The organism is Yinghuangia sp. ASG 101, from assembly GCF_021165735.1.
Taxonomy (GTDB): Bacteria; Actinomycetota; Actinomycetes; order Streptomycetales; family Streptomycetaceae; genus Yinghuangia.
The window spans coordinates 3,544,361-3,562,351 of the sequence record NZ_CP088911.1 but is presented as its reverse complement, the minus strand read 5'-3'; the positions used below and the strand labels follow the sequence as shown (position 1 = coordinate 3,562,351).

16 protein-coding genes are annotated in these 17,991 nt (G+C 72.6%); 11 read left to right on the top strand and 5 right to left on the bottom strand.

Annotation, left to right across the window (positions count from 1 at the left end; all coding sequences use genetic code 11):
• Positions 1-438: 438 nt before the first annotated feature.
• Positions 439-1,653 carry an RtcB family protein gene (locus LO772_RS15015; RefSeq protein ID WP_231778905.1) on the top strand — a complete coding sequence of 405 codons (1,215 nt, stop codon included), beginning with the start codon at positions 439-441 and terminating at the stop codon, positions 1,651-1,653.
• Positions 1,654-1,724: 71 nt separating this feature from the next.
• Here the strand turns inward: LO772_RS15015 and LO772_RS15010 are convergent, their stop codons facing one another.
• Positions 1,725-3,545: a serine/threonine-protein kinase gene (locus tag LO772_RS15010; RefSeq protein WP_231778904.1), complete on the bottom strand. Its 1,821-nt coding sequence runs from the start codon at positions 3,543-3,545 to the stop codon at positions 1,725-1,727.
• Positions 3,546-3,972: 427 nt separating this feature from the next.
• Here LO772_RS15010 and LO772_RS15005 point away from each other — a divergent pair, with 427 nt between their 5' ends.
• The 3 genes from LO772_RS15005 (at position 3,973) to LO772_RS14995 (ending at position 5,921) form a co-directional block, all read left to right on the top strand.
• Positions 3,973-4,659 (top strand): nitroreductase family protein, encoded by a 687-nt coding sequence (locus LO772_RS15005; protein ID WP_231778903.1) that lies wholly within the window; start codon positions 3,973-3,975, stop codon positions 4,657-4,659.
• The gene (locus LO772_RS15000; protein WP_231778902.1) at positions 4,656-5,504 is read left to right on the top strand and encodes an SDR family oxidoreductase; all 849 of its coding nucleotides are present in this window, start codon (positions 4,656-4,658) and stop codon (positions 5,502-5,504) included. Before LO772_RS15005 ends, LO772_RS15000 begins: the two co-directional genes overlap by 4 nt.
• A gap of 114 nt (positions 5,505-5,618) precedes the next feature.
• Complete coding sequence (locus tag LO772_RS14995) at positions 5,619-5,921, top strand: DUF1330 domain-containing protein (protein ID WP_231778901.1); 303 nt, start codon at positions 5,619-5,621, stop codon at positions 5,919-5,921.
• Here the strand turns inward: LO772_RS14995 and LO772_RS14990 are convergent.
• The 4 genes from LO772_RS14990 to LO772_RS14975 all read right to left on the bottom strand — a co-directional run bounded on the left by LO772_RS14990 (position 5,890) and on the right by LO772_RS14975 (position 9,595).
• Positions 5,890-7,110, bottom strand: a complete 1,221-nt coding sequence (locus LO772_RS14990) for a low temperature requirement protein A (protein ID WP_231778900.1) — start codon at positions 7,108-7,110, stop codon at positions 5,890-5,892. The genes LO772_RS14995 and LO772_RS14990 overlap by 32 nt on opposite strands.
• A gap of 139 nt (positions 7,111-7,249) precedes the next feature.
• Positions 7,250-8,185, bottom strand: coding sequence for a TauD/TfdA dioxygenase family protein (locus LO772_RS14985; RefSeq protein WP_231778899.1), 936 nt, complete (start codon positions 8,183-8,185; stop codon positions 7,250-7,252).
• Complete coding sequence (locus tag LO772_RS14980) at positions 8,182-8,901, bottom strand: TetR/AcrR family transcriptional regulator (RefSeq protein ID WP_231778898.1); 720 nt, start codon at positions 8,899-8,901, stop codon at positions 8,182-8,184. Before LO772_RS14980 ends, LO772_RS14985 begins: the two co-directional genes overlap by 4 nt.
• A gap of 253 nt (positions 8,902-9,154) precedes the next feature.
• Positions 9,155-9,595 (bottom strand): hypothetical protein, encoded by a 441-nt coding sequence (locus LO772_RS14975; RefSeq protein WP_231778897.1) that lies wholly within the window; start codon positions 9,593-9,595, stop codon positions 9,155-9,157.
• A 735-nt stretch (positions 9,596-10,330) separates the two neighbouring features.
• On the opposite strand from LO772_RS14975, the gene hemL reads away from it, so the two are divergent.
• The 7 genes from hemL to LO772_RS14940 all read left to right on the top strand — a co-directional run bounded on the left by hemL (position 10,331) and on the right by LO772_RS14940 (position 17,990).
• A complete protein-coding gene (gene hemL / locus LO772_RS14970; protein WP_231778896.1) occupies positions 10,331-11,659 on the top strand; it encodes a glutamate-1-semialdehyde 2,1-aminomutase in 1,329 nt (442 codons plus the stop codon).
• A gap of 58 nt (positions 11,660-11,717) precedes the next feature.
• Entirely contained in the window at positions 11,718-12,377 is a 660-nt protein-coding gene (locus LO772_RS14965) for a histidine phosphatase family protein (protein WP_231778895.1), read from the top strand.
• A 132-nt stretch (positions 12,378-12,509) separates the two neighbouring features.
• Entirely contained in the window at positions 12,510-13,106 is a 597-nt protein-coding gene (locus LO772_RS14960) for a TlpA family protein disulfide reductase (RefSeq protein ID WP_231778894.1), read from the top strand.
• A 3-nt stretch (positions 13,107-13,109) separates the two neighbouring features.
• Positions 13,110-13,862, top strand: a complete 753-nt coding sequence (locus LO772_RS14955) for a cytochrome c biogenesis CcdA family protein (protein WP_231778893.1) — start codon at positions 13,110-13,112, stop codon at positions 13,860-13,862.
• Positions 13,863-13,866: 4 nt separating this feature from the next.
• Positions 13,867-15,921, top strand: coding sequence for a cytochrome c biogenesis protein ResB (gene resB, locus LO772_RS14950; protein ID WP_231778892.1), 2,055 nt, complete (start codon positions 13,867-13,869; stop codon positions 15,919-15,921).
• A 71-nt stretch (positions 15,922-15,992) separates the two neighbouring features.
• A complete protein-coding gene (gene ccsB, locus LO772_RS14945; protein ID WP_231779565.1) occupies positions 15,993-17,084 on the top strand; it encodes a c-type cytochrome biogenesis protein CcsB in 1,092 nt (363 codons plus the stop codon).
• A 138-nt stretch (positions 17,085-17,222) separates the two neighbouring features.
• Complete coding sequence (locus LO772_RS14940; protein WP_231778891.1) at positions 17,223-17,990, top strand: SH3 domain-containing protein; 768 nt, start codon at positions 17,223-17,225, stop codon at positions 17,988-17,990.
• The last annotated feature ends 1 nt before the right edge of the window (position 17,991 follow it).

Sequence of the window (17,991 nt, the reverse complement as noted above, 5' to 3'; positions counted from 1 at the left end):
ACCAAGTCCGACGCCCCGCGGAGACGTGCGGCGCCTCGGGCCCACGCGGGTAACCCCGGCCCGCTCCTTTCCCGCGGTCGCCCCGTCTCGGCGGTCGGCGCCGGTTCCACGGCTGCTTTCGAGGCCACCGACTCCGTACCTGCTCGACGGCCGCCACTGACTCCGTACCTGTTCCGAGGCGGCCACCGACTCCGCGCCTGTTCCATGGCGGCCACCGACTCCGTACCTGTTCCATGGCGGCCACCGACTCCGCCTGGGCGCACCCGAGCCGGCCCCGCCCCCCGGGCAGCCGGGCGGGCACGGGCGGTGGCTCACCGGGACGGCCCTTCCTTCCGCGGTCTCCGCGGATCACCCGACCTGGGGCCCGCCACGGCCCACTACCGCCTCGCGCGGACGTGGCAGAGACTTTTCGAGAGCGCACTTGGAGTGTGAGAGACCATGACGTACACCGAGATTCCCGGCGCGCGCGACGTGCCCATGCGCATGTGGACCGATCCGTCGCAGATCGAGTCGCAGGCGCGGCAGCAGCTCGACAACATCACCACGCTCCCGTGGCTGCACGGTCTCGCCGTCATGCCCGACGTGCATTACGGCCGTGGTGCGACGGTCGGCTCGGTCATCGCGATGAAGGACGCCGTCTGCCCCGCCGCGGTCGGCGTCGACATCGGCTGCGGTGTCTCCGCGGTCCGCACGTCGCTGCGGGCCCAGGACCTGCCGGACGACCTGCGCCCGCTGCGGTCCAGGATCGAGGAGGCCATCCCGGTCGGGTTCGCCGCGCACCGCGAGGTCGTCGCCGTCGACAAGCTGCCGGGCCTGTCGTTGACCGCGTGGGACGCGCTGTGGGACCGGTTCGGCGACCTCGCCCCCGAGGTCCACGCGCGGCGCGAGCGCGCGGGCGTGCAGATCGGCTCGCTGGGCTCGGGCAACCACTACGTGTCGCTGGACGTCGACGAGTCCGGCCTCGTGTGGCTCCAGCTGCACTCCGGGTCGCGCAACATCGGCAAGGAGCTGGCGGAGCACCACATCGGCGTCGCGCGGAGCCTTCCGCACAACCAGGGCCTGGTCGACCGCGACCTCGCGGTCTTCGTCGCGAACACCCCCGAGATGGAGGCGTACCGCCGGGACCTGTACTGGGCGCAGGAGTACGCGCGGTTCAACCGCGACGTCATGCTCGCGCTGTACGAGGAGGTCATCCGCGCGTTCTTCGGCAAGTCCGGCGCGAAGGGCCGCAAGAAGGTGTGGTTCGACGAGCGCATCTCGTGCCACCACAACTACGTCGCGGAGGAGACCTACGACGGCGTCGACGTGCTGGTCACGCGCAAGGGCGCGATCCGTGCCGGCCGGGGTGAGCTGGGCATCATCCCCGGGTCGATGGCCGCGGGCTCGTACGTCGTGCGCGGGCTCGGCAACGTGCTCGCGTTCAACTCGGCGTCGCACGGCGCCGGCCGCAAGATGAGCCGCAACGCCGCGCGGAAGCGCTTCACGGTAGGGGACCTCGTGCGGCAGACCGAAGGCGTCGAGTGCCGCAAGGACGCCGGTGTCGTCGACGAGATCCCGGGGGCGTACAAGAACCTCAAGCAGGTCATGCGGCAGCAGGAGGACCTGGTGGAGGTCGTGACGCACCTGAGGCCGCTGATCACGGTGAAGGGCTGAGCCGGACACTCCGCGGCCGACACGCGGCGGGCCGGGAGGGACGCGTCCCTCCCGGCCCGCCGTGCGTGCGGTCAGCCGGTGCGCCGCAGCGTCCCGCTCGGGTTGCCGGTCCCCTCGGCGATGATCTGGCAGGTCATGCCGGTGCCGCCGGAGCCTTCCAGGCGCAGCATGATCTGGCCGCCGGTCGCGCACATCGGCACGCCGTTGAGTGTGGGCTGGGGCTTGCCGTCCGGGACGTCCTGGAGCAGCAGCCCGTCGCCCCCGGCGGAGAGGAGCTTGGAGTCGCTGGTGCAGTCGGCGCTGACGATTCCCCCGCCGGTGTGCGAACTCGTCGATGCCACCAGGCCCTTGCCGTCGGGCTGGTGGAGGACGACGGTGAAGGTCGACGTGGTCAGGCCGGTCGACGACTTGATGGTGCCGGACCACGAGCCGACGTAGGCGTCGGGGATCCTCGCGGCGGCGCCCGCGGTGTCGGAGACGTCGGTGGCGGTGTCGGCCGCCGCCGGCCGCGAGGCGGAGGGCCCGCCCAGCCCCGAGGAGCCCTCCGCGGGGAGCTGCGACCGCGTCGCGGTGCCGGCGTCGGCCGCGTCCGAGGGAGCTGTTTCCGATCCGGCCCGGGCGACGAGGGCGGACGCGCTGACGATCGACACGGCGGCGGCGAGCGCCGAGGCGTAGAGCCACGGAGTGCCGCGCCGCGTCCCGGACTTCGCCCGCCGCGGCGGTGACGGCGGTGCGCCCGGCGGTGCGGTGGGCGTCGCGGCGGGCGGCGTGTGGCCCACGGGCGCCGCGGAGGGCGTCACCGACGGCATCGGGGGCACGGGCCGCGAGGCCGGCGGCACGGTGTGCGGCGCCATCGGCTGCGGCATCGGCTGCGCCATCGGCCGCGGCACCGACGGCGGCTGCGAGGGCGGCGGGGGAGGCGTTCGCGACCGTACGGCCGGCCCTCCGGTCGGCGCGGGCTCCGGCGTGGTGGGTTCCGGCAGCGGCTCCGGCGCGAGTTCGTCGATCTCCAGCAGCGCGATCGCGCGGCGGCTCAGGTCCGTGGTGAGCGGGCCGGGCAGCCAGCCGGGGGCGATGAGCGCGGCGGTGCCGCCCTCCGGGGCCAGTTGCGCCAGGATCTCCTGCGGCGACGGGCGGTTGCCCGCGTACTTCGCCAGGCACGCGGAGATCAGGTCGCGCAACGCCGGTGGTACGGCGCCCAGTTCCGGTGGCTTGGAGACGATGCGGAACATCAGCGCCTGCCCGCTGCCCGCCCCGAACGGCCCTTCCGCGGTGGCCGCGAACACCAGGACCGAGCCGAGCGAGAAGATGTCCGTCGCCGGGCCGACGTCCCGGCCGTCGACCTGCTCGGGGGACATGAACCCCGGTGAGCCGACGGTTGATCCGGTCCGCGTGTGCACGCTCGCGTCGAGCGCGCGTGAGATGCCGAAGTCGATCACGCGCGGGCCGTCGAGCGACAGCAGCACGTTGGTCGGCTTGAGGTCGCGGTGGATCAGCCCCGTGCCGTGGATCCCGATCAGCGCCTCCGCGAGGCCCGCGCCGAGCGTGCGCACCGACGACTCGGGGAGCGGGCCGTGCCGTTCGACGGCCTCGAAGACGGACGGGCCCGCGACATAGCCGGTGACCAGCCAGGGCCGGGGCGATTCGGTGTCGGCGTCGATGACCGGCGCGGTCCACGCGCCGCCGACGCGCCGCGCGGCGGCCACCTCACGGCGGAACAGGTGCCGGAACCCCGGGTCGTCGGCGAGTTCGGGGCGGATCATTTTGACGGCGACGGTGCGCCCTCCCGGGCTGCGTGCCAGATACACGCGGCCCATGCCGCCCACGCCGAGCACGCGCAGGATGCGGTACCCGCCGATTTCCCTCGGGTCGTCCCGGTCAAGTGGTCGCACCCGGCATGCCCCTCGTCTCCCCCGCTCGCCCCGAAAGATCCCCCGCGTGTTCAGGGGCGAGAATACGTCGACCGCGCCCGGGGCCGCTCCTCTCGCGCCCGGGGCCCGGCGTTCCGGCGCCCGGCGGCGCCCCGCGGCCGGCCCGCGGCGCCGCGGGCCGCGTCGTCTCTGCCGTCGGCTCCATGGCGGATCCCTTTCGTTGGGCACTGTATGCGCGCTTTCGCTCCCACGGGAGGGCCCGGCCGGAAACGGACGGCCGTACGCGGGTGACCGCCGGTGACCGGTGGCTCTCCCGGAGCGGGGGACGGGTTCCGAAGACGCGCGCCGAGGGCTAATCTGACGGATCATCAGATGACAGGGCGGCGCCGAGGAACCATGATCTCCTCACTCCAGGAGGAAAGACGCGATACGAGGCAGAGGAGATCCCATGGACATCCGCGAAGCGCTTTACACCACCCGGGCGATGCGCCGGGTCACCCCCGACCCCGTCCCCGAGGACGTCCAGGCGCGCATCCTGGACGCGGCCGTGCGCGCCCCCAGCGGCGGCAACACGCAGGGCTGGCGCTTCCTGCTCGTCGACGACCCGGGCGTCAAGGCGAGGCTCGGGCCGCTGTACCGCGAGGCGCTCGCCGGCCTGTGGGCGGGCCCGTACGCGCCGCGGGTCGCCGCCGCCGAGGCCGACCCCGAGGCTCCCGAGTCCCGGCAGTTCGTCCGCGTGCGCAAGTCGTCGCAGTGGCTCGCCGACAACTTCGAGCGGGTTCCGCTCTTCATGTTCGCGTTCGTCAGGCACGACCCGAACGGCGGCTCGATCTTCCCCGCGGTGTGGAGCGCGCAGCTCGCCGCCCGCGCCGAGGGCGTCGGCTCGTCGCTGACCTCGGTGCTCGGCCTCGCGCACCGCGACGAGGTCATGCGCGTCCTCGGCGTGCCCGCCGACAAGGGCTGGCAGATGGCGTGCTGTGTGTCCTTCGGCTACCCGACCGGGCGCTGGGCGGTGGCGCCGCGCGTCCCCGCGCACGAGGTCGCGTACCGCAACACGTGGGGCGCACCGGTCGGCTTCGAGATCCCCGAGCCCCTGTGGCCCGACGCCAACCCTCCCGAAGGAGACGACAGTTGACGCAGCCTCAGCTCCCTCTCGCGGACCGTGCCGCGCTGGTCACCGGTGGCGGCAGCGGTATCGGACTCGGCTGCGCGCTGCGGTTCGCCGCCGAGGGCGCGCACGTCACCGTCGCGGGGCGCGGCGAGGACCGCCTCAAGGCGGCGGTCGCCGAACTGGAGGCGGTGGCCGCGCCCGGCGCGCGCGTCGGCTATGTCGTCGCCGACGTCACCGACGAGGACCAGACCCGTGCCGCGGTCGAGCACGCGGCGTCGCTCGGCCGCCCGCTCACCGCGGTCGTCGCGTCCGCGGGCGGCAACTCGACGATGGGCCCGATCACACTGGTCGACACGCAAAAGTGGCGCGACACCGTGGACCTCAACGTCACCGGCACGATGCTGGTCCTCAAGCACGGCGCCCGCCACATGGTCCGGGCGGGCGGCGGGTCCTTCGTCGCGATCTCGTCGGTGGCGTCGGCGGCCACCCACCGCTGGTTCGGCGCGTACGGCGTCGCCAAGGCCGGCATCGACCACCTCGTCCGCCTCGCCGCCGACGAACTCGGCGCGAGCCGGGTCCGCGTCAACAGCATCCGCCCGGGGCTGGTCCGCACCGAGATGGTGGAGACGGTCACCGCGGGCGGCCCGGTCCTGGACGACTACCTCGCCTGCACGCCCCTGGGCCGCATCGGCGAGCCCGCCGACATCGCCGCGCTGGCCGCGTTCCTCGTCGGCCCGGAGTCGACCTGGCTCACCGGCCAGACCATCAGCGCCGACGGCGGCCACCACCTGCGCCGGGGGCCCGACTACCGCCCGGTGCTGGAGCCGCTGTTCGGCCCCGAGGCGCTGCGCGGCGCGGTCGACGGGTAGCGGGGGCGGCGGCGCCGCATTCCGGAGCCGTATGGGGGGATCAGACTCCGGCATTTTCCGCGCGTGCCGTCGGCGGCCCATGATGTTTCCCGCGTCGACTGCTCTGGAGGGCACATGCCGAAGGCGTACGTCATCCTCACCGAGGCCATCCGCGACCGGGCGGTCATGAGGGAGTACGAGAAGGCGTCCACACCGCCGCTGCTGAAGTACCACGGCACGGTGCTCGCCGCGACGGAGGACGGCGAGACGGTGGAGGGCGAGTGGCACGGCACCCGGACGGTGCTCGTCGAGTTCGCGTCGGTCGAGGCCGCCCGCGCGTGGTACGAATCGCCCGAGTATCAGGCCGCGAAGCCGCTGCGCGAGAAGGCGGCCGACTGCAACGTCGTCATCGTGCCGGGGTTCGAGTTCGGCCGCTGATGGGGGCCGTCGGCGGCGCTTCCGGCTCCGGCTCCGGCTCCGGGTAGCGCTGCGCCTCCAGGACGCCCGCCACGGTCAACACCGCGACGATCGCGGCGATTTCGGCGAGTGCGGAGGCGAACATCCCGAGCGGGACGGTGGCCGCGAGCGACACCACCGCGCCCACCCGGTAGCCGTTGGGGTGGATGCGGAACGACCACCGGGTCACCGCGTTGGCCGCGAGGAACAGCGCGAGGCCGCCCGCGAGGGTGCACGCCTGGGCGGCGTCGAGCCGGTCCGTCGGCCGGTCCACGGCGGTCTTGACGCCGGCCGCGAACAGCAGGACGCCGAGCAGCAGCGCGTAGTGCCCGCCGCCGTACACCACGAGCCCGCGCAGGGTGCGGCGGCGGGCGGGGAGCGCGCTCATCAGGGCGACCGCCCGCTCCTCCTCGCCGTCGCCGAAGTACGCCCACCACAGCGCGAACGCGAGCAGCAGCGTGAGCACGGCGGTGGCCAGGAGCCGCAGGTCGAGGTCGAGCCCTTGAGCGTCCGCCCCGATGGCGATGACGGACGCCCCGAGCGCGAACACCGTCACGAGCCCGTAGCGCTCCACGAACGGCCTTGTGCGCAAAGGGAGTTCGAGACCCCCGGTGACGAACGGCGCGACGATCCGCACGACAGCCGCCGCCCCCCACAGGGCCGGTTGCGCCGTTCCGCCGAGGAACGCGCCGATCACCACGAGCGCCGCGCTCGCGGCGTCGACGGCCGCGACGCGCCGCAGGGCGAACCCCCGGCGCTCGTCGGGGAGTTCGTCGATCGACGCGGCGTACATCGCGGTGTGCGCGCCGACGGCGACGAGGAAGCCCCAGCCGAACGCCGTCGCGCTGTCGAGGTCGTGGAAGGCGTGCGGGACGGCGAGCGCGACGACCAGGAACCCGGCCGCGCCGACCGCCGGCAGGCAGCGGCGCGTCGGCGTGTCGGGCGGCGCCGCGTTGGTGAGCCGCACGAAGTCGCCGTGCAGCCACCACACGACCGCGAGCGTCACGACGACGCGGGTGATGCCGGTCAGGGTGAGGTCGCGGGCGATCGCCGCGGTGAGCTGGGTGACGGTGAAGACGAAGACCAAGTCGAAGAACGGCTCGAATGTGGAGCCGCGTTCCGGGCGCCGCACGGCCCCGTTCTCGGCCGGGCCGGACTGGGAGAGGGCCACGGCGTCATTATCGGCCAGGGATCGCGTTGCGGCGCGGGTACCGGGCCGACCCGGCGACTCCCGTACGGGCGCGCCGAGTCGGCCGGCGCGGTACGACGGGGGACGCGGCGTCGTCGGCGCGTACCCCCGCCGCGGGCGCTCAGGTGTCGAGCCGGTACGACGTGAATCCGTCGGGCCCCTTCGGCACGTCGCCGGTGATCGTGATCCGCTGCATCGAGCGGCGCGCGCCCGGCGGCACGTCGGTCGGCGCCAGGTGCGCGGTGGCGCGGTTGTCCCAGAACGCGATGCTGCCCGGCTCCCAGCGGAAGCGCACGGTGAACGCCGACTGCGCGAGGTGCGCGTAGAGCAGGTCGAGCAGGTGGCGCCCCTCGGCGCGCGTGAGTTCGACGATGTGGCTGGTGAAGTTCGGGTTGACGAACAGCGCCTTCTCGCCGGTCTCGGGGTGGACGCGCACCACCGGGTGCACCGAGCGGATGCCGTTGCCCAGGAACACCTTCGCCAGCTCGCCGGGCACCTCGCCGCGCTTGATCGGCAGCGAGTTGTGGTGCACGGCGTGCAGTCCGTCGACCAGGTCCCGGATCGGCTCGGACAGTTCCTCGTAGGCGAGCACGAGGTTCGTCCACTGCGTGTCGCCGCCGTACGGGGGCACGATGACGCCGCGCAGGATCGAGCCCATCGGCGGGTTCTCGATGAAGGTGACGTCGGTGTGCCAGTTGCTCTCGATGTTCGGGGCGCCGTCCATGCCCGACGCGGGCTTGCCGGTGCCCGGCAGCGCGTGGCTGTCGAGCAGCAGGATCTCCGGGTGCTCGGGGAAGGCCGACGGCAGGGTCGGGTGGCCGGGCGTCGGCTCGCCGAACGCCTTGGCGAACGCGACGTGTTGGGCCTGCGTGATGTGCTGGTCGCGGAAGAAGACGACCCGCCACTTGAGGAGCGTCGCGCGGATCTCCGCGACGATGCCCGGGTCGAGCGGCTGCGTGAGGTCGACGCCGTGGATCTCGGCGCCGATGTTGCCGGCCACCGGGCGTATGTCGAGGCCGAGTTCGGTGGTCGTGGTGGCTTCGGGAGCGGTCGTCACGGGGTCCTCCTGGGTGGGTGCGGCGGTACGGCGCCGGATGCCTTGAGCGTGGTGGTGGTCGCGGGGGAGACGGGCGCGGCGGCGAGGGCCACGGCGGTGTCGAGGAGGTGGGACAGGAACACCGGCCGCGCGGTGAGCCGGTCGGCCCTGCCGTATTGCTGGAACGCCTCGCGGGCGGCGAGGGTCTGCCCCACGTAGCCGGCCAGCAGCGTCCAGCGGTCGTGGCGCAGGGGGGCCGGCAGGTCGTCGAACAGGGTGAGCAGCCGGTCGCGGACGATGGCGGCACCGCGCGTGTACTCCTCGGCCGACAGGTCGGCGACCGCGATGCCCTCCAGCAGCCCCGCGTTGACGCAGAAGCGCACGTACCAGCTCGGTTTCCCCGGCGTGCCGAGGGTTTCCGCCAGCGGGTGGAGGAACGCCTCCACCAGGCCCCGCAGGTCGTGTCCGCGGCCCGCCGCGTCGAGCCGGCCGAGGTACGCCAGGCGCCGCTCGTTGATCGGTTCCATGCGGTGCTTGAACACCGCGTCGACCAGCGCCTCCTTCGAACCGAAGTGGTACCGCGCGGCGGCCGTGTTGCGCTGCCCGGCCTGCGCGCCGATCTCGCGCAACGAGACGCCGTGCACGCCGCGTTCGGCGAACAGGCGCTCCGCGACCTCGATCATGCCGAGGCGCGCGGCGGCTCCGCGGGTGCTGCCGCCCGCCGTGCCGCTGGTCACGCGCGGTCCTCGTCCCGGTTGCTCATGGCGCGACATTAAACTCCTTGGGTTAATGACTCAAGTGGGTGAAAAGGTGCGCGGACCCCGTCCCGGAGCGCGCGTGAACGCCGAAGAGGCGCCTCCCGCCAGGGGAGACGCCTCGTCCGGCACCGGTCGGCCGCCCCGGAAAGGCGGCCCGACAGTTCATCGACCGTTCACAACAAGCGCGCCCGGACCCGCACGGCCCCGACGGGCGCGTGCGGACGCGGCGCGCTCAGGAATGCATCAGGCAATACAACTGGTCGCCCGCGCGATGGAGTTCGTGCGCGAACGCCGTCCAGTCGTGGAGCATCCGATAGAGGAGGTACGCGTCCCGGGGGATTCGCCGGTCCGGCACCGTCGACCAAATGAACGCCGCGGCGCCCAACTCCTCGTCGGTCGCGTTGCGCAGCACCTCCAGCAGTATCGGCGGCAGTTGCATCACCGCGTGCGCCGGGTGCAGCACGACCAGTTCCAGCGGGGGAGTGGCGTCGCGCGGCGTATCGCCCAGGAGGGACAGCACCATCGCGCTGACCGTCTCCGGTTTGACGTTGCTGATGTACGAGTTGCTGGGCCGTTCTCGCGGCTCGCAGGGGTCGAGAGGGTCGATGAGCGGGGGGACCCGAGCGGCGGCGGCGCGGTCCGGAGCGCCGAAGTACTCGTACGTCACTCCCACCGGCCGCCTCCTTTCGTGCTTCCGTCGTACGCGTCCTGCTGTGTTCGTTTCACCAGTGGTCTCGGGGTGAGGGGCTCCGACGTGTCGCGCCGGCGACATGGGGATGATCGTCCCAGGTCGATCCGGCGTGCGGGATGGACGTTACGTAACAGGTGTGCACCACTCATGGGCCTCGGGAACCGCATCGTCGGCGGGCGCGTCACGGGCCGGCCGTGGGGCTCGACAAACCCGGCAATATCCCCTGGGGGAAAGCCACTTGGACCGTCCGAGCCTTCGCCGCCACGCGCACCCCGCCTGCCCTGAATACCGCGCTGCCCCATGCCCGTCCCATGGCCGACCACTGTCGGCCGGTGCCCGAATTCCCGCACTGCCGGGGCAAGTCCGGGGACTTCCCTGTCGGCAGGTGACGGATCGTCTGATAATACCGGCCGGTTCCGTCCGCCCGGCTCCGCCTCAGGGTCGATTTTCCCTTTCCTGCCGCAGATTGGCCCGCCGCCGCGGATCGTCCCGCCGGCGAGCGTCGCCGCGCCGCCTCGGAACGGCGTGCCGCCGCGGTCCGGCGTTCCACCGCGGGCCGGCGGCGCGAGCCTGCCCCTGGGTCCACGAGCCTTCCCCATGATCATGATCTTCCTGGTGTTCCCGAGCCTTCCCCGGCGTCGCGGGGACCGCACGCCCCGGCCGTCGTGGCGCTCGCCGCCCCGCGAGCCGCCGCCCGCGCAGTGAGAGCATGGCATCGTGAGCGCAGTCAGTGACTTCCCATCCCAGCCCTCCGATACCCCCGTGTCGCGCGCCCTCTTCGAGCGGGCGCGCGCCGTGACGCCCGGCGGCGTCAACTCCCCGGTGCGCGCGTTCGGCGCGGTCGGGGGCACACCGCGCTTCATGGCGTCCGGGCGCGGCCCGTACCTCACCGACGCCGACGGGCGCGAATATGTCGACCTGGTCTGCTCGTGGGGCCCGATGCTGCTCGGCCACGCGCACCCGGCCGTCGTCGAGGCCGTCTCCGCCGCCATCGCGCGCGGCACGTCGTTCGGCACGCCCGGCGCGGGCGAGGTCGAGCTGGCGGAGGAGATCGTGGCGCGCGTCGCGCCGGTCGAGCAGGTGCGCCTGGTCACGTCCGGGACCGAGGCCACGATGTCGGCGATCCGTCTCGCGCGCGGCTTCACCGGCCGTACCAAGATCGTCAAGTTCGCGGGCTGCTACCACGGCCACGTCGACGCGCTGCTCGCGGCGGCCGGCTCCGGGGTGGCCACGTTCGGCCTCCCGGACACCCCCGGGGTCACCGGCGCGCAGGCCGCCGACACGCTCGTGCTCCCCTACAACGACCTCGAAGCGGTCCGCGCCGCGTTCGCGGCCCACGGCGGCGACATCGCGTGCGTCGTCACCGAGGCCGCGGCCGGCAACATGGGCGTGGTCGCGCCCGCCCCCGGCTTCAACGCCGGCCTCGCCGACCTGTGCCGCGAGCACGGCGCGCTCTTCGTCTCGGACGAGGTCATGACCGGTTTCCGCGTCTCGCGGGCGGGCTGGTACGGCCTGGAGGGCGTCGTCCCGGACCTGTTCACGTTCGGCAAGGTCATGGGCGGCGGCTTCCCGGCGGCGGCGTTCGGCGGGCGCGCCGACGTCATGGGCCGCCTCGCACCGGCCGGCCCGGTCTACCAGGCCGGCACGCTGTCCGGGAACCCGGTCGCCACCGCGGCCGGCATCGCCACGCTGCGCAACGCCACCGAGGCGGTGTACGAACACGTCGACCGCGCCTCGGAGACGCTGCGTACCGCGGTGTCCGAGGCCCTGGCCAAGGAGGGCGTCGCCCACACCGTCTCGCACGCGGGCAGCATGTTCTCGGTCTTCTTCACCGACCGGCCGGTGGCGAACTACGACGAAGCCCGCGCGCAGGAGTCGTTCCGCTACTCGGCGTTCTTCCACACCATGCTGGACGCGGGCGTCTACCTGCCGCCCAGCGCCTTCGAGGCGTGGTTCCTGTCGGCCGCGCACGACGACGCCGCACTCGACCGTATTCTCGGGGCGCTGCCCCAGGCCGCCCGCGCCGCCGCCCAGGCGACCGGGTAATCCCGCGTAAGCCCGCGGCGAGCCGCGGAGAACGTCCCGCACAGGAGACCAACAGACGATGTCCACCAGCGATGTGACGATCGTTCACCTCATGCGCCACGGCGAGGTGCACAATCCCGACGGTGTCCTGTACGGGCGCCTGCCGGACTTCCACCTCTCCGAGCTCGGCGTGAAGATGGCCGAGCGCGTCGCCGACCACCTCGCGTCCCGCGACATCACGCATGTCGTGGCGTCGTCGCTCGACCGCGCGCAGGAGACCGCCGCGCCGATCGCCGCGCGGCACGGGCTCGCCGTGGCGACCGACGACCGCCTCATCGAGGCGGACAACATCTTCCAGGGCAAGACCTTCGGCGTCGGCGACGGTTCGCTGCGCAAGCCGGAGTACTGGAAGTACCTGCGCAACCCCTTCAGGCCGTCCTGGGGCGAGCCGTACATCGAGCAGGTCGTGCGCGTCATGGGCGCCCTCGGCCGCGCCCGCGACACCGCGCGCGGCCACGAGGCGGTGTGTGTCAGCCACCAGCTGCCGATCTGGGTCACCCGCTCGTTCGTGGAGCGCCGCCGCCTGTGGCACGACCCGCGCAAGCGCCAGTGCTCGCTGGCGTCGCTGACCACATTCACGTACGAAGGCGACAAGATCGTCTCGGTCGGCTACACCGAGCCGGCCCGTGATCTTTTGCCCGCACATCTGCGCAAGGCCGCCAAACAATTCGGGGCATAGTCGGGCAAATGCCGTGTCTGTCTGATGAATCCGTCAGCGGTCGGCGCCCGTCATCGAGGCGCCGACCGCCGCCCGAGTCCGCTTGTGCGGACCCGGTGCGGGGCCCCTCGGACCCCATGCGAAACTTTTCACATGCTCACACGTAGCCCGATGCGCCGTGCCGCCGCGCTCGTCGCCGTGATGGTGCTCGCGCTGGCCGGGTGCTCCGGATGGTCCGGCGCCGGCGACTCCGACGGCGACGATCTGGGATATGTCGACTCCAAGTCACAATTGATCAAGCGGGTCGCGGTGAACGACCGCGAAGGGGCCCTCGACCTGTCCGGGACGACGCTGGAGGGCGCCAAGCTCTCGCTGGCGGACTACCAGGGCAAGATCGTCGTCCTGAACCACTGGGCGTCGTGGTGCAACCCGTGCCGGGGCGAGGCACCGGCCCTCCAGAAGCTGGCCGTCGAACTGGGCCCGCAGGGCGTGGAGTTCCTCGGCATCAACACCGGCGAGGCGTCGGCCGACAACGCGCGGGGCTTCGAGCGGAAGCTCGGCGTCACGTATCCGACCCTGTTCGACCCCTCGGGCGGGCTGGACCAGCCGTTCGACGGCCCGCTGACCCTCGTCGGGCGCCCGGCGACCTTCGTCGTGGACCGCCAGGGCCGCGTCGCGGCGTACATCAAGGGCGCGGTCGACGAGGAACTGCTCCGCGAGATGATCAACCCCCTGCTCGGCGAGGGCTGATTCGTGCTCGTCGCCGCCGACACCACCGCGACGGTACTCAACGGCTCGCTGCTGCTGGCCATACCGATCGCGCTGTTCGCCGGGCTGGTGTCGTTCTTCTCGCCGTGTGTGCTGCCGCTGGTGCCGGGCTACCTGTCGTACGTCACCGGGGTCTCCGGCGCGGATCTGAAGGACGCCAAGCGCGGGCGCATGCTCGCGGGGGCGCTGCTGTTCATGCTGGGCTTCACCGCGGTGTTCGTGTCGTTCGGCGCGGCCTTCGGCTATTTCGGCGACACGCTCAAAGACCACAAGGACGTGATCACCCGCGTCCTCGGTGTGATCACGATCGTCCTCGGGCTGTCGTTCATGGGCGCCCTGCCGGGCATGCAGCGGGAGTTCCGGATTCACCGGCGCCCCACCCTCGGGCTCATCGGGGCGCCTATGCTCGGAGTGCTTTTCGGCCTCGGCTGGACGCCGTGCATCGGCCCCACGCTGACCGCCGTCCTGGCGCTGTCCACCGACCAGGCCAGCGCCAATCGCGGCGCGGTGCTGACGGTGGCGTACTGCCTGGGCCTCGGGGTGCCGTTCATCGCCGCGGCGCTCGCGTTCCGCAAGGCGCTCGGCGCCTTCGCGTGGGTCAAGCAGCACTACGTATGGGTGATGAGGATCGGCGGCGGGCTGCTCGTCGTCCTCGGTCTGCTCATGGTGACGGGGGTCTGGGACCGCATCATCAGCGAGATGCAGGTCTGGGTCAGCGGATACACGGTAGGGATCTGAGGTCTTGGCCATCGAAACCGACTCCGACGAGCAGACCGGGGGGACCGGCTCGGCCGGCACCACCACCGACACGCGGGCCGACACGCCCGCCGGGTCTCGGGCCGACGCCTCGGCGGACACCGCCGCCCGCGCCTCCGCCGGGTATCGGACCGGCGCCGACTCCGCGGACCACGACGGCGCCGCGGCCGGCATGTCGACCGCCCCGCGCGCCGACTCCGACGAGACCGAGCAGCCCGCGTTCGGCGTCGTCGGCTGGCTGCGCTGGATGTGGCGGCAGCTCACCTCGATGCGCATCGCGCTGATCCTGCTGCTGCTGCTCGCCCTCGCGTCGATCCCCGGCTCCCTCATCCCGCAACGGTCCGTGGACCCCTTCGCGGTCAACAACTACTTCCGCGACGACCCCGGACTCGCGAAGTGGATGGACCGGTTCCAACTCTTCAACGTCTTCTCGTCGTGGTGGTTCGCGTCCATCTACGTGCTGCTGATGATCTCGCTCGTCGGCTGCATCATCCCGCGCGTGTGGGCGCACGCCCGCGTGCTGCGCGGCAAGCCGCCCAAGGCGCCGCACCGCATGGAGCGCCTTCCGGCGTACGCCCGCTGGGAGACCGACGCCGACCCCGAGGCCGTGCTCGCCGCCGCGCGCGGGCAACTCAAGCGCCGCAGGTTCCGCCTCAGCCGGAGCGACGACTCCCTCGCGGGCGAGAAGGGCTACGCGCGCGAGACCGGCAACGTCCTCTTCCACATCGCCCTCGTCGGCATCCTCGTCGCGTTCCTCGTCGGCAACCTCTACAAGGGCGGCGGCAACAAGATCATCGTCGAGGGCTCGCCACAGGGCTTCGCGAACTCCCTGGCGCAGTACGACGACTTCCAGTCGGGCGCGCTGTTCGACAAGGCCGACATGCAGCCCTTCGGCTTCCGGCTCAGCAGGCTCGACCAGACCTTCGAGAGCCTGGGCAAGGAGAAGGGGGCGCCGCGCGACTACCGGGCCGAGGTCGAGTACTGGGAGGGCCGCGACCAGTCGAAGACGAAGACCGGCACCATCAAGGTCAACGAGCCGCTGGTCATCGGCGACACCAAGGTCTATCTCGCCAACACCGGCTACGCCCTGGACGTGACCGTGCGCGACGCCGCGGGCAACGTCGCGTTCAACGGCGACGTGGTCTTCCTCGACCAGGGCGCCAACAAGCTCTCGACCGGCGTCATCAAGGTCCCGGACGTCTCGTCCGGGCTCCAGCAGATCGGCTTCGACGGGATCTTCGCCCCCACGGCGGCCGTCACGCCCGGCCAGGGCCCGCACTCGACGTTCCCGTCGCTCGACAACCCGGTGCTGTATGTGACGGCCTACCACGGCAGCCTCGGCGTGGACTCCGGCGTGCCGCAGTCGGTCTACCGGCTCAATCTGCAGGGGATGGAGCAGTACGAGAACGCCGACGGCACCCCGTGGGCGGTGCCGCTCGTCCCGTTCACCCACCGCGTCCAGCCGGACGGCAGCATCGCCGTGTCCGAGGCGACCCTCCCGGACGGCAGCACCATCACCGTCAACGACGTCAAGCACTGGGCCAACTTCGACGTCTCCTCCGAACCCGGCAAGAACCTCGCCCTCTACAGCGTCGTCGCCGCCATCACCGGCCTCGTGCTGTCGCTGTTCGTGCGGCGCCGCCGGATGTGGGTGCGCGCGGTGCCGGGCGGCGACGGGCGTACCGTCGTGGAGGTCGCCGGACTCACCCGCACCGAAGGCGGCGGGCTGGGACAGGAGGTGCAGGCCCTCGTGGACGACCTGCGGGACGCCGCGCCCGTCGCGGCGCCGCGCGAGGACTCCGATCCCGATGCCCCGGACCCCGACCCCGACTCCGGCCGTGCCCCCGACTCCGGCCGTGCCCCCGACTCCGGCCGCGCTTCCGGCGACGATGCCGACCGCGCCTCCGGCGACGGCCCCGGCCGTGCCTCCGCCCCCGGCTCCGGCCGCGACCCCGGCGACGACCACGACCATGACCCTGACCAAGGCTCTGGCGACGGCACCCAGGCAGCCGCCGGCGTGACGAAGAGAGACGAGGAGTAGGCGTGGCCCCCCACACTCTTGCGGCGGTCAACGCCGTCGACCACAACCTGGCCGAGCTGAGCAACTGGTTCATGTACTCGGCCATCGCGGTCTACATGCTGGCGTTCTTCGCCTACTGCGCGGAATGGGTCTTCGGCGGTCGCAGCCGGGTCGCGCGGGAGTCCGCGGCGCTCGCGCCGCGGTCCGAAGCGGCCGAGCCGGTGCGGGCGATCGTCCCCGCGGCGACCCTCGCGGCGGCCCGCGGCGGTGTCGCGGTGGCCGAGCGCCCGGTCGTCACCACCACCGCTCCCGCGCCTCCCGAGGCGGGGAAGGTGACGGTCGTCGTCCGCGACGGCGGGCACGACGGCGGCTCGGCCGACGACGCGGGCGATGTGACCGGCGGCGACGAACGGTCCGACCGCTTCGGCCGGATCGCGGTCTCGTTCACCGTGCTCGCCTTCCTCCTGCACGCCGGAACGCTCATGGCCCGGGGCTTCGCGGTCAAGCGCGCGCCGTGGGGCAACATGTACGAGTTCTCCGTGTCGGTCTCGCTGATGGTCGTCGCGGCGTTCCTCATCCTGCTGACCCGCCGCAAGGTGCGCTGGCTCGGGCTGTTCGTGCTGCTCCCGGTCATCACCACGCTCGGCATCGCCGTCAGCGTGCTCTACACCGACAGCCAGCAGCTCGTGCCCGCGCTGCACTCGTACTGGCTGTGGATCCACGTCTCGTCGGCGATCGTGTCGTTCGGTGCGCTCCACATCGGCGCGCTCGCGTCGATCCTGTACCTGATGAAGGACAGCTACAACAAGCGCATGGCCGCCTCCGCGCAGCCGAAGACGCGCCCGTGGGACACCGTGATGGAGCGCATCCCCGCGCCCGCGTCGCTCGACAAGACCGCCTACCGCGTGAACGCGCTGATCTTCCCGCTGTGGACCTTCGCCGTCGTCGCCGGGGCGATCTGGGCGGAGAACGCGTGGGGCCGCTACTGGGGCTGGGACCCGAAGGAGACCTGGTCGTTCATCACGTGGGTCGCGTACGCCGCCTACCTGCACGCCCGCGCGACCGGCGGCTGGAAGGGCCGCAACGCGGCGTGGCTGTCGCTGTTCGCGTTCGCGTGCTTCCTGTTCAACTACTACGGCGTGAACATTTTCGTGAATGGTCTCCATTCCTACGCCGGTGTCTGAAAAACGCCCCCTGGTGCCCGCTTTGCGCCGTTGGAACGATCAACTGCCCTGCGCGATGATGGAGTTCGTCGGGTCTGAGTAGCTCTGTGCCCGGCGGCGGTCCGGGCGGGGCCGCCGGGCCGGCGGGGGGAGGCGGCCATGGGCGAGGACGGGCGGGGGCGCCACCGGGCCCGCCGGATCGGCGAACTCCCCGGGCTGCTGCGCGGTTGGCGGGCGAGGACGGCCGACGGCCTGGTGCGCGCGGCGGGTTCCAAACCCGGTGCGGTGATCGCCTTCCTCGTGCTGGCGTTCGCGGCGTGGATACTCGCCGACGTCATCGTCAACGAGGACGTCCACCGCGACGGGAACCGCGACGCCGCGGAGACCCGCCCCGGAGACGCGTTTCCCCCGCCGCTGCCACCCGGCGAGCCGGCGCTGGTCGCGGCGGCCGGGCCGTCCCCCGACATCCCGGTCGGGCCCGCGCCCTCCGCGCCGGTGGAACAGGCACCGGTCTCGGAGCCGTCGGCGCCTCCGCCCGAGCCGTCCCCGTCACCCTCCCCGGAACCGCCGCCGCCCGCACCGGCACCCGAACCGCCCGCACCGGCACCCGCGTCCCCCGCCCCGGCCGCGACCCCGGCGCCGCCGCCACCGCCTCCGGCCCCGGCCCCCGAGATCGCCTACGCGCGCCAATACACCCTCATGGTCCGCAGCGCCCCCACGCAGCGCGCCGACCTGGTCGCGACGGTGCCCAACAACACCCCGGTCACCGTCGTCTGCCACACCGGAGGCCCCGCGGTGGTGTCGTTCACCGGCCGTACGACCACCACGTGGGACAAGATCATCACCCCGCAGGGCGCCACCGGCTACGTCTCCGACGGCTGGCTGCTCACCCGGGCCGAGGTCACCGAACTCGTCCCGGCCTGCTGAC

Coding starts and splice junctions, on each gene's coding strand:
- LO772_RS14995 (WP_231778901.1), top strand. CDS start 5,619: ATGCCGAAGGCGTACGTCATCCTCACCGAGGCCATCCGCGACCGGGCG.
- ccsB (WP_231779565.1), top strand. CDS start 15,993: ATGTACTCGGCCATCGCGGTCTACATGCTGGCGTTCTTCGCCTACTGC.
- LO772_RS14965 (WP_231778895.1), top strand. CDS start 11,718: ATGTCCACCAGCGATGTGACGATCGTTCACCTCATGCGCCACGGCGAG.
- LO772_RS14940 (WP_231778891.1), top strand. CDS start 17,223: ATGGGCGAGGACGGGCGGGGGCGCCACCGGGCCCGCCGGATCGGCGAA.
- LO772_RS14960 (WP_231778894.1), top strand. CDS start 12,510: ATGCTCACACGTAGCCCGATGCGCCGTGCCGCCGCGCTCGTCGCCGTG.
- LO772_RS15005 (WP_231778903.1), top strand. CDS start 3,973: ATGGACATCCGCGAAGCGCTTTACACCACCCGGGCGATGCGCCGGGTC.
- LO772_RS15015 (WP_231778905.1), top strand. CDS start 439: ATGACGTACACCGAGATTCCCGGCGCGCGCGACGTGCCCATGCGCATG.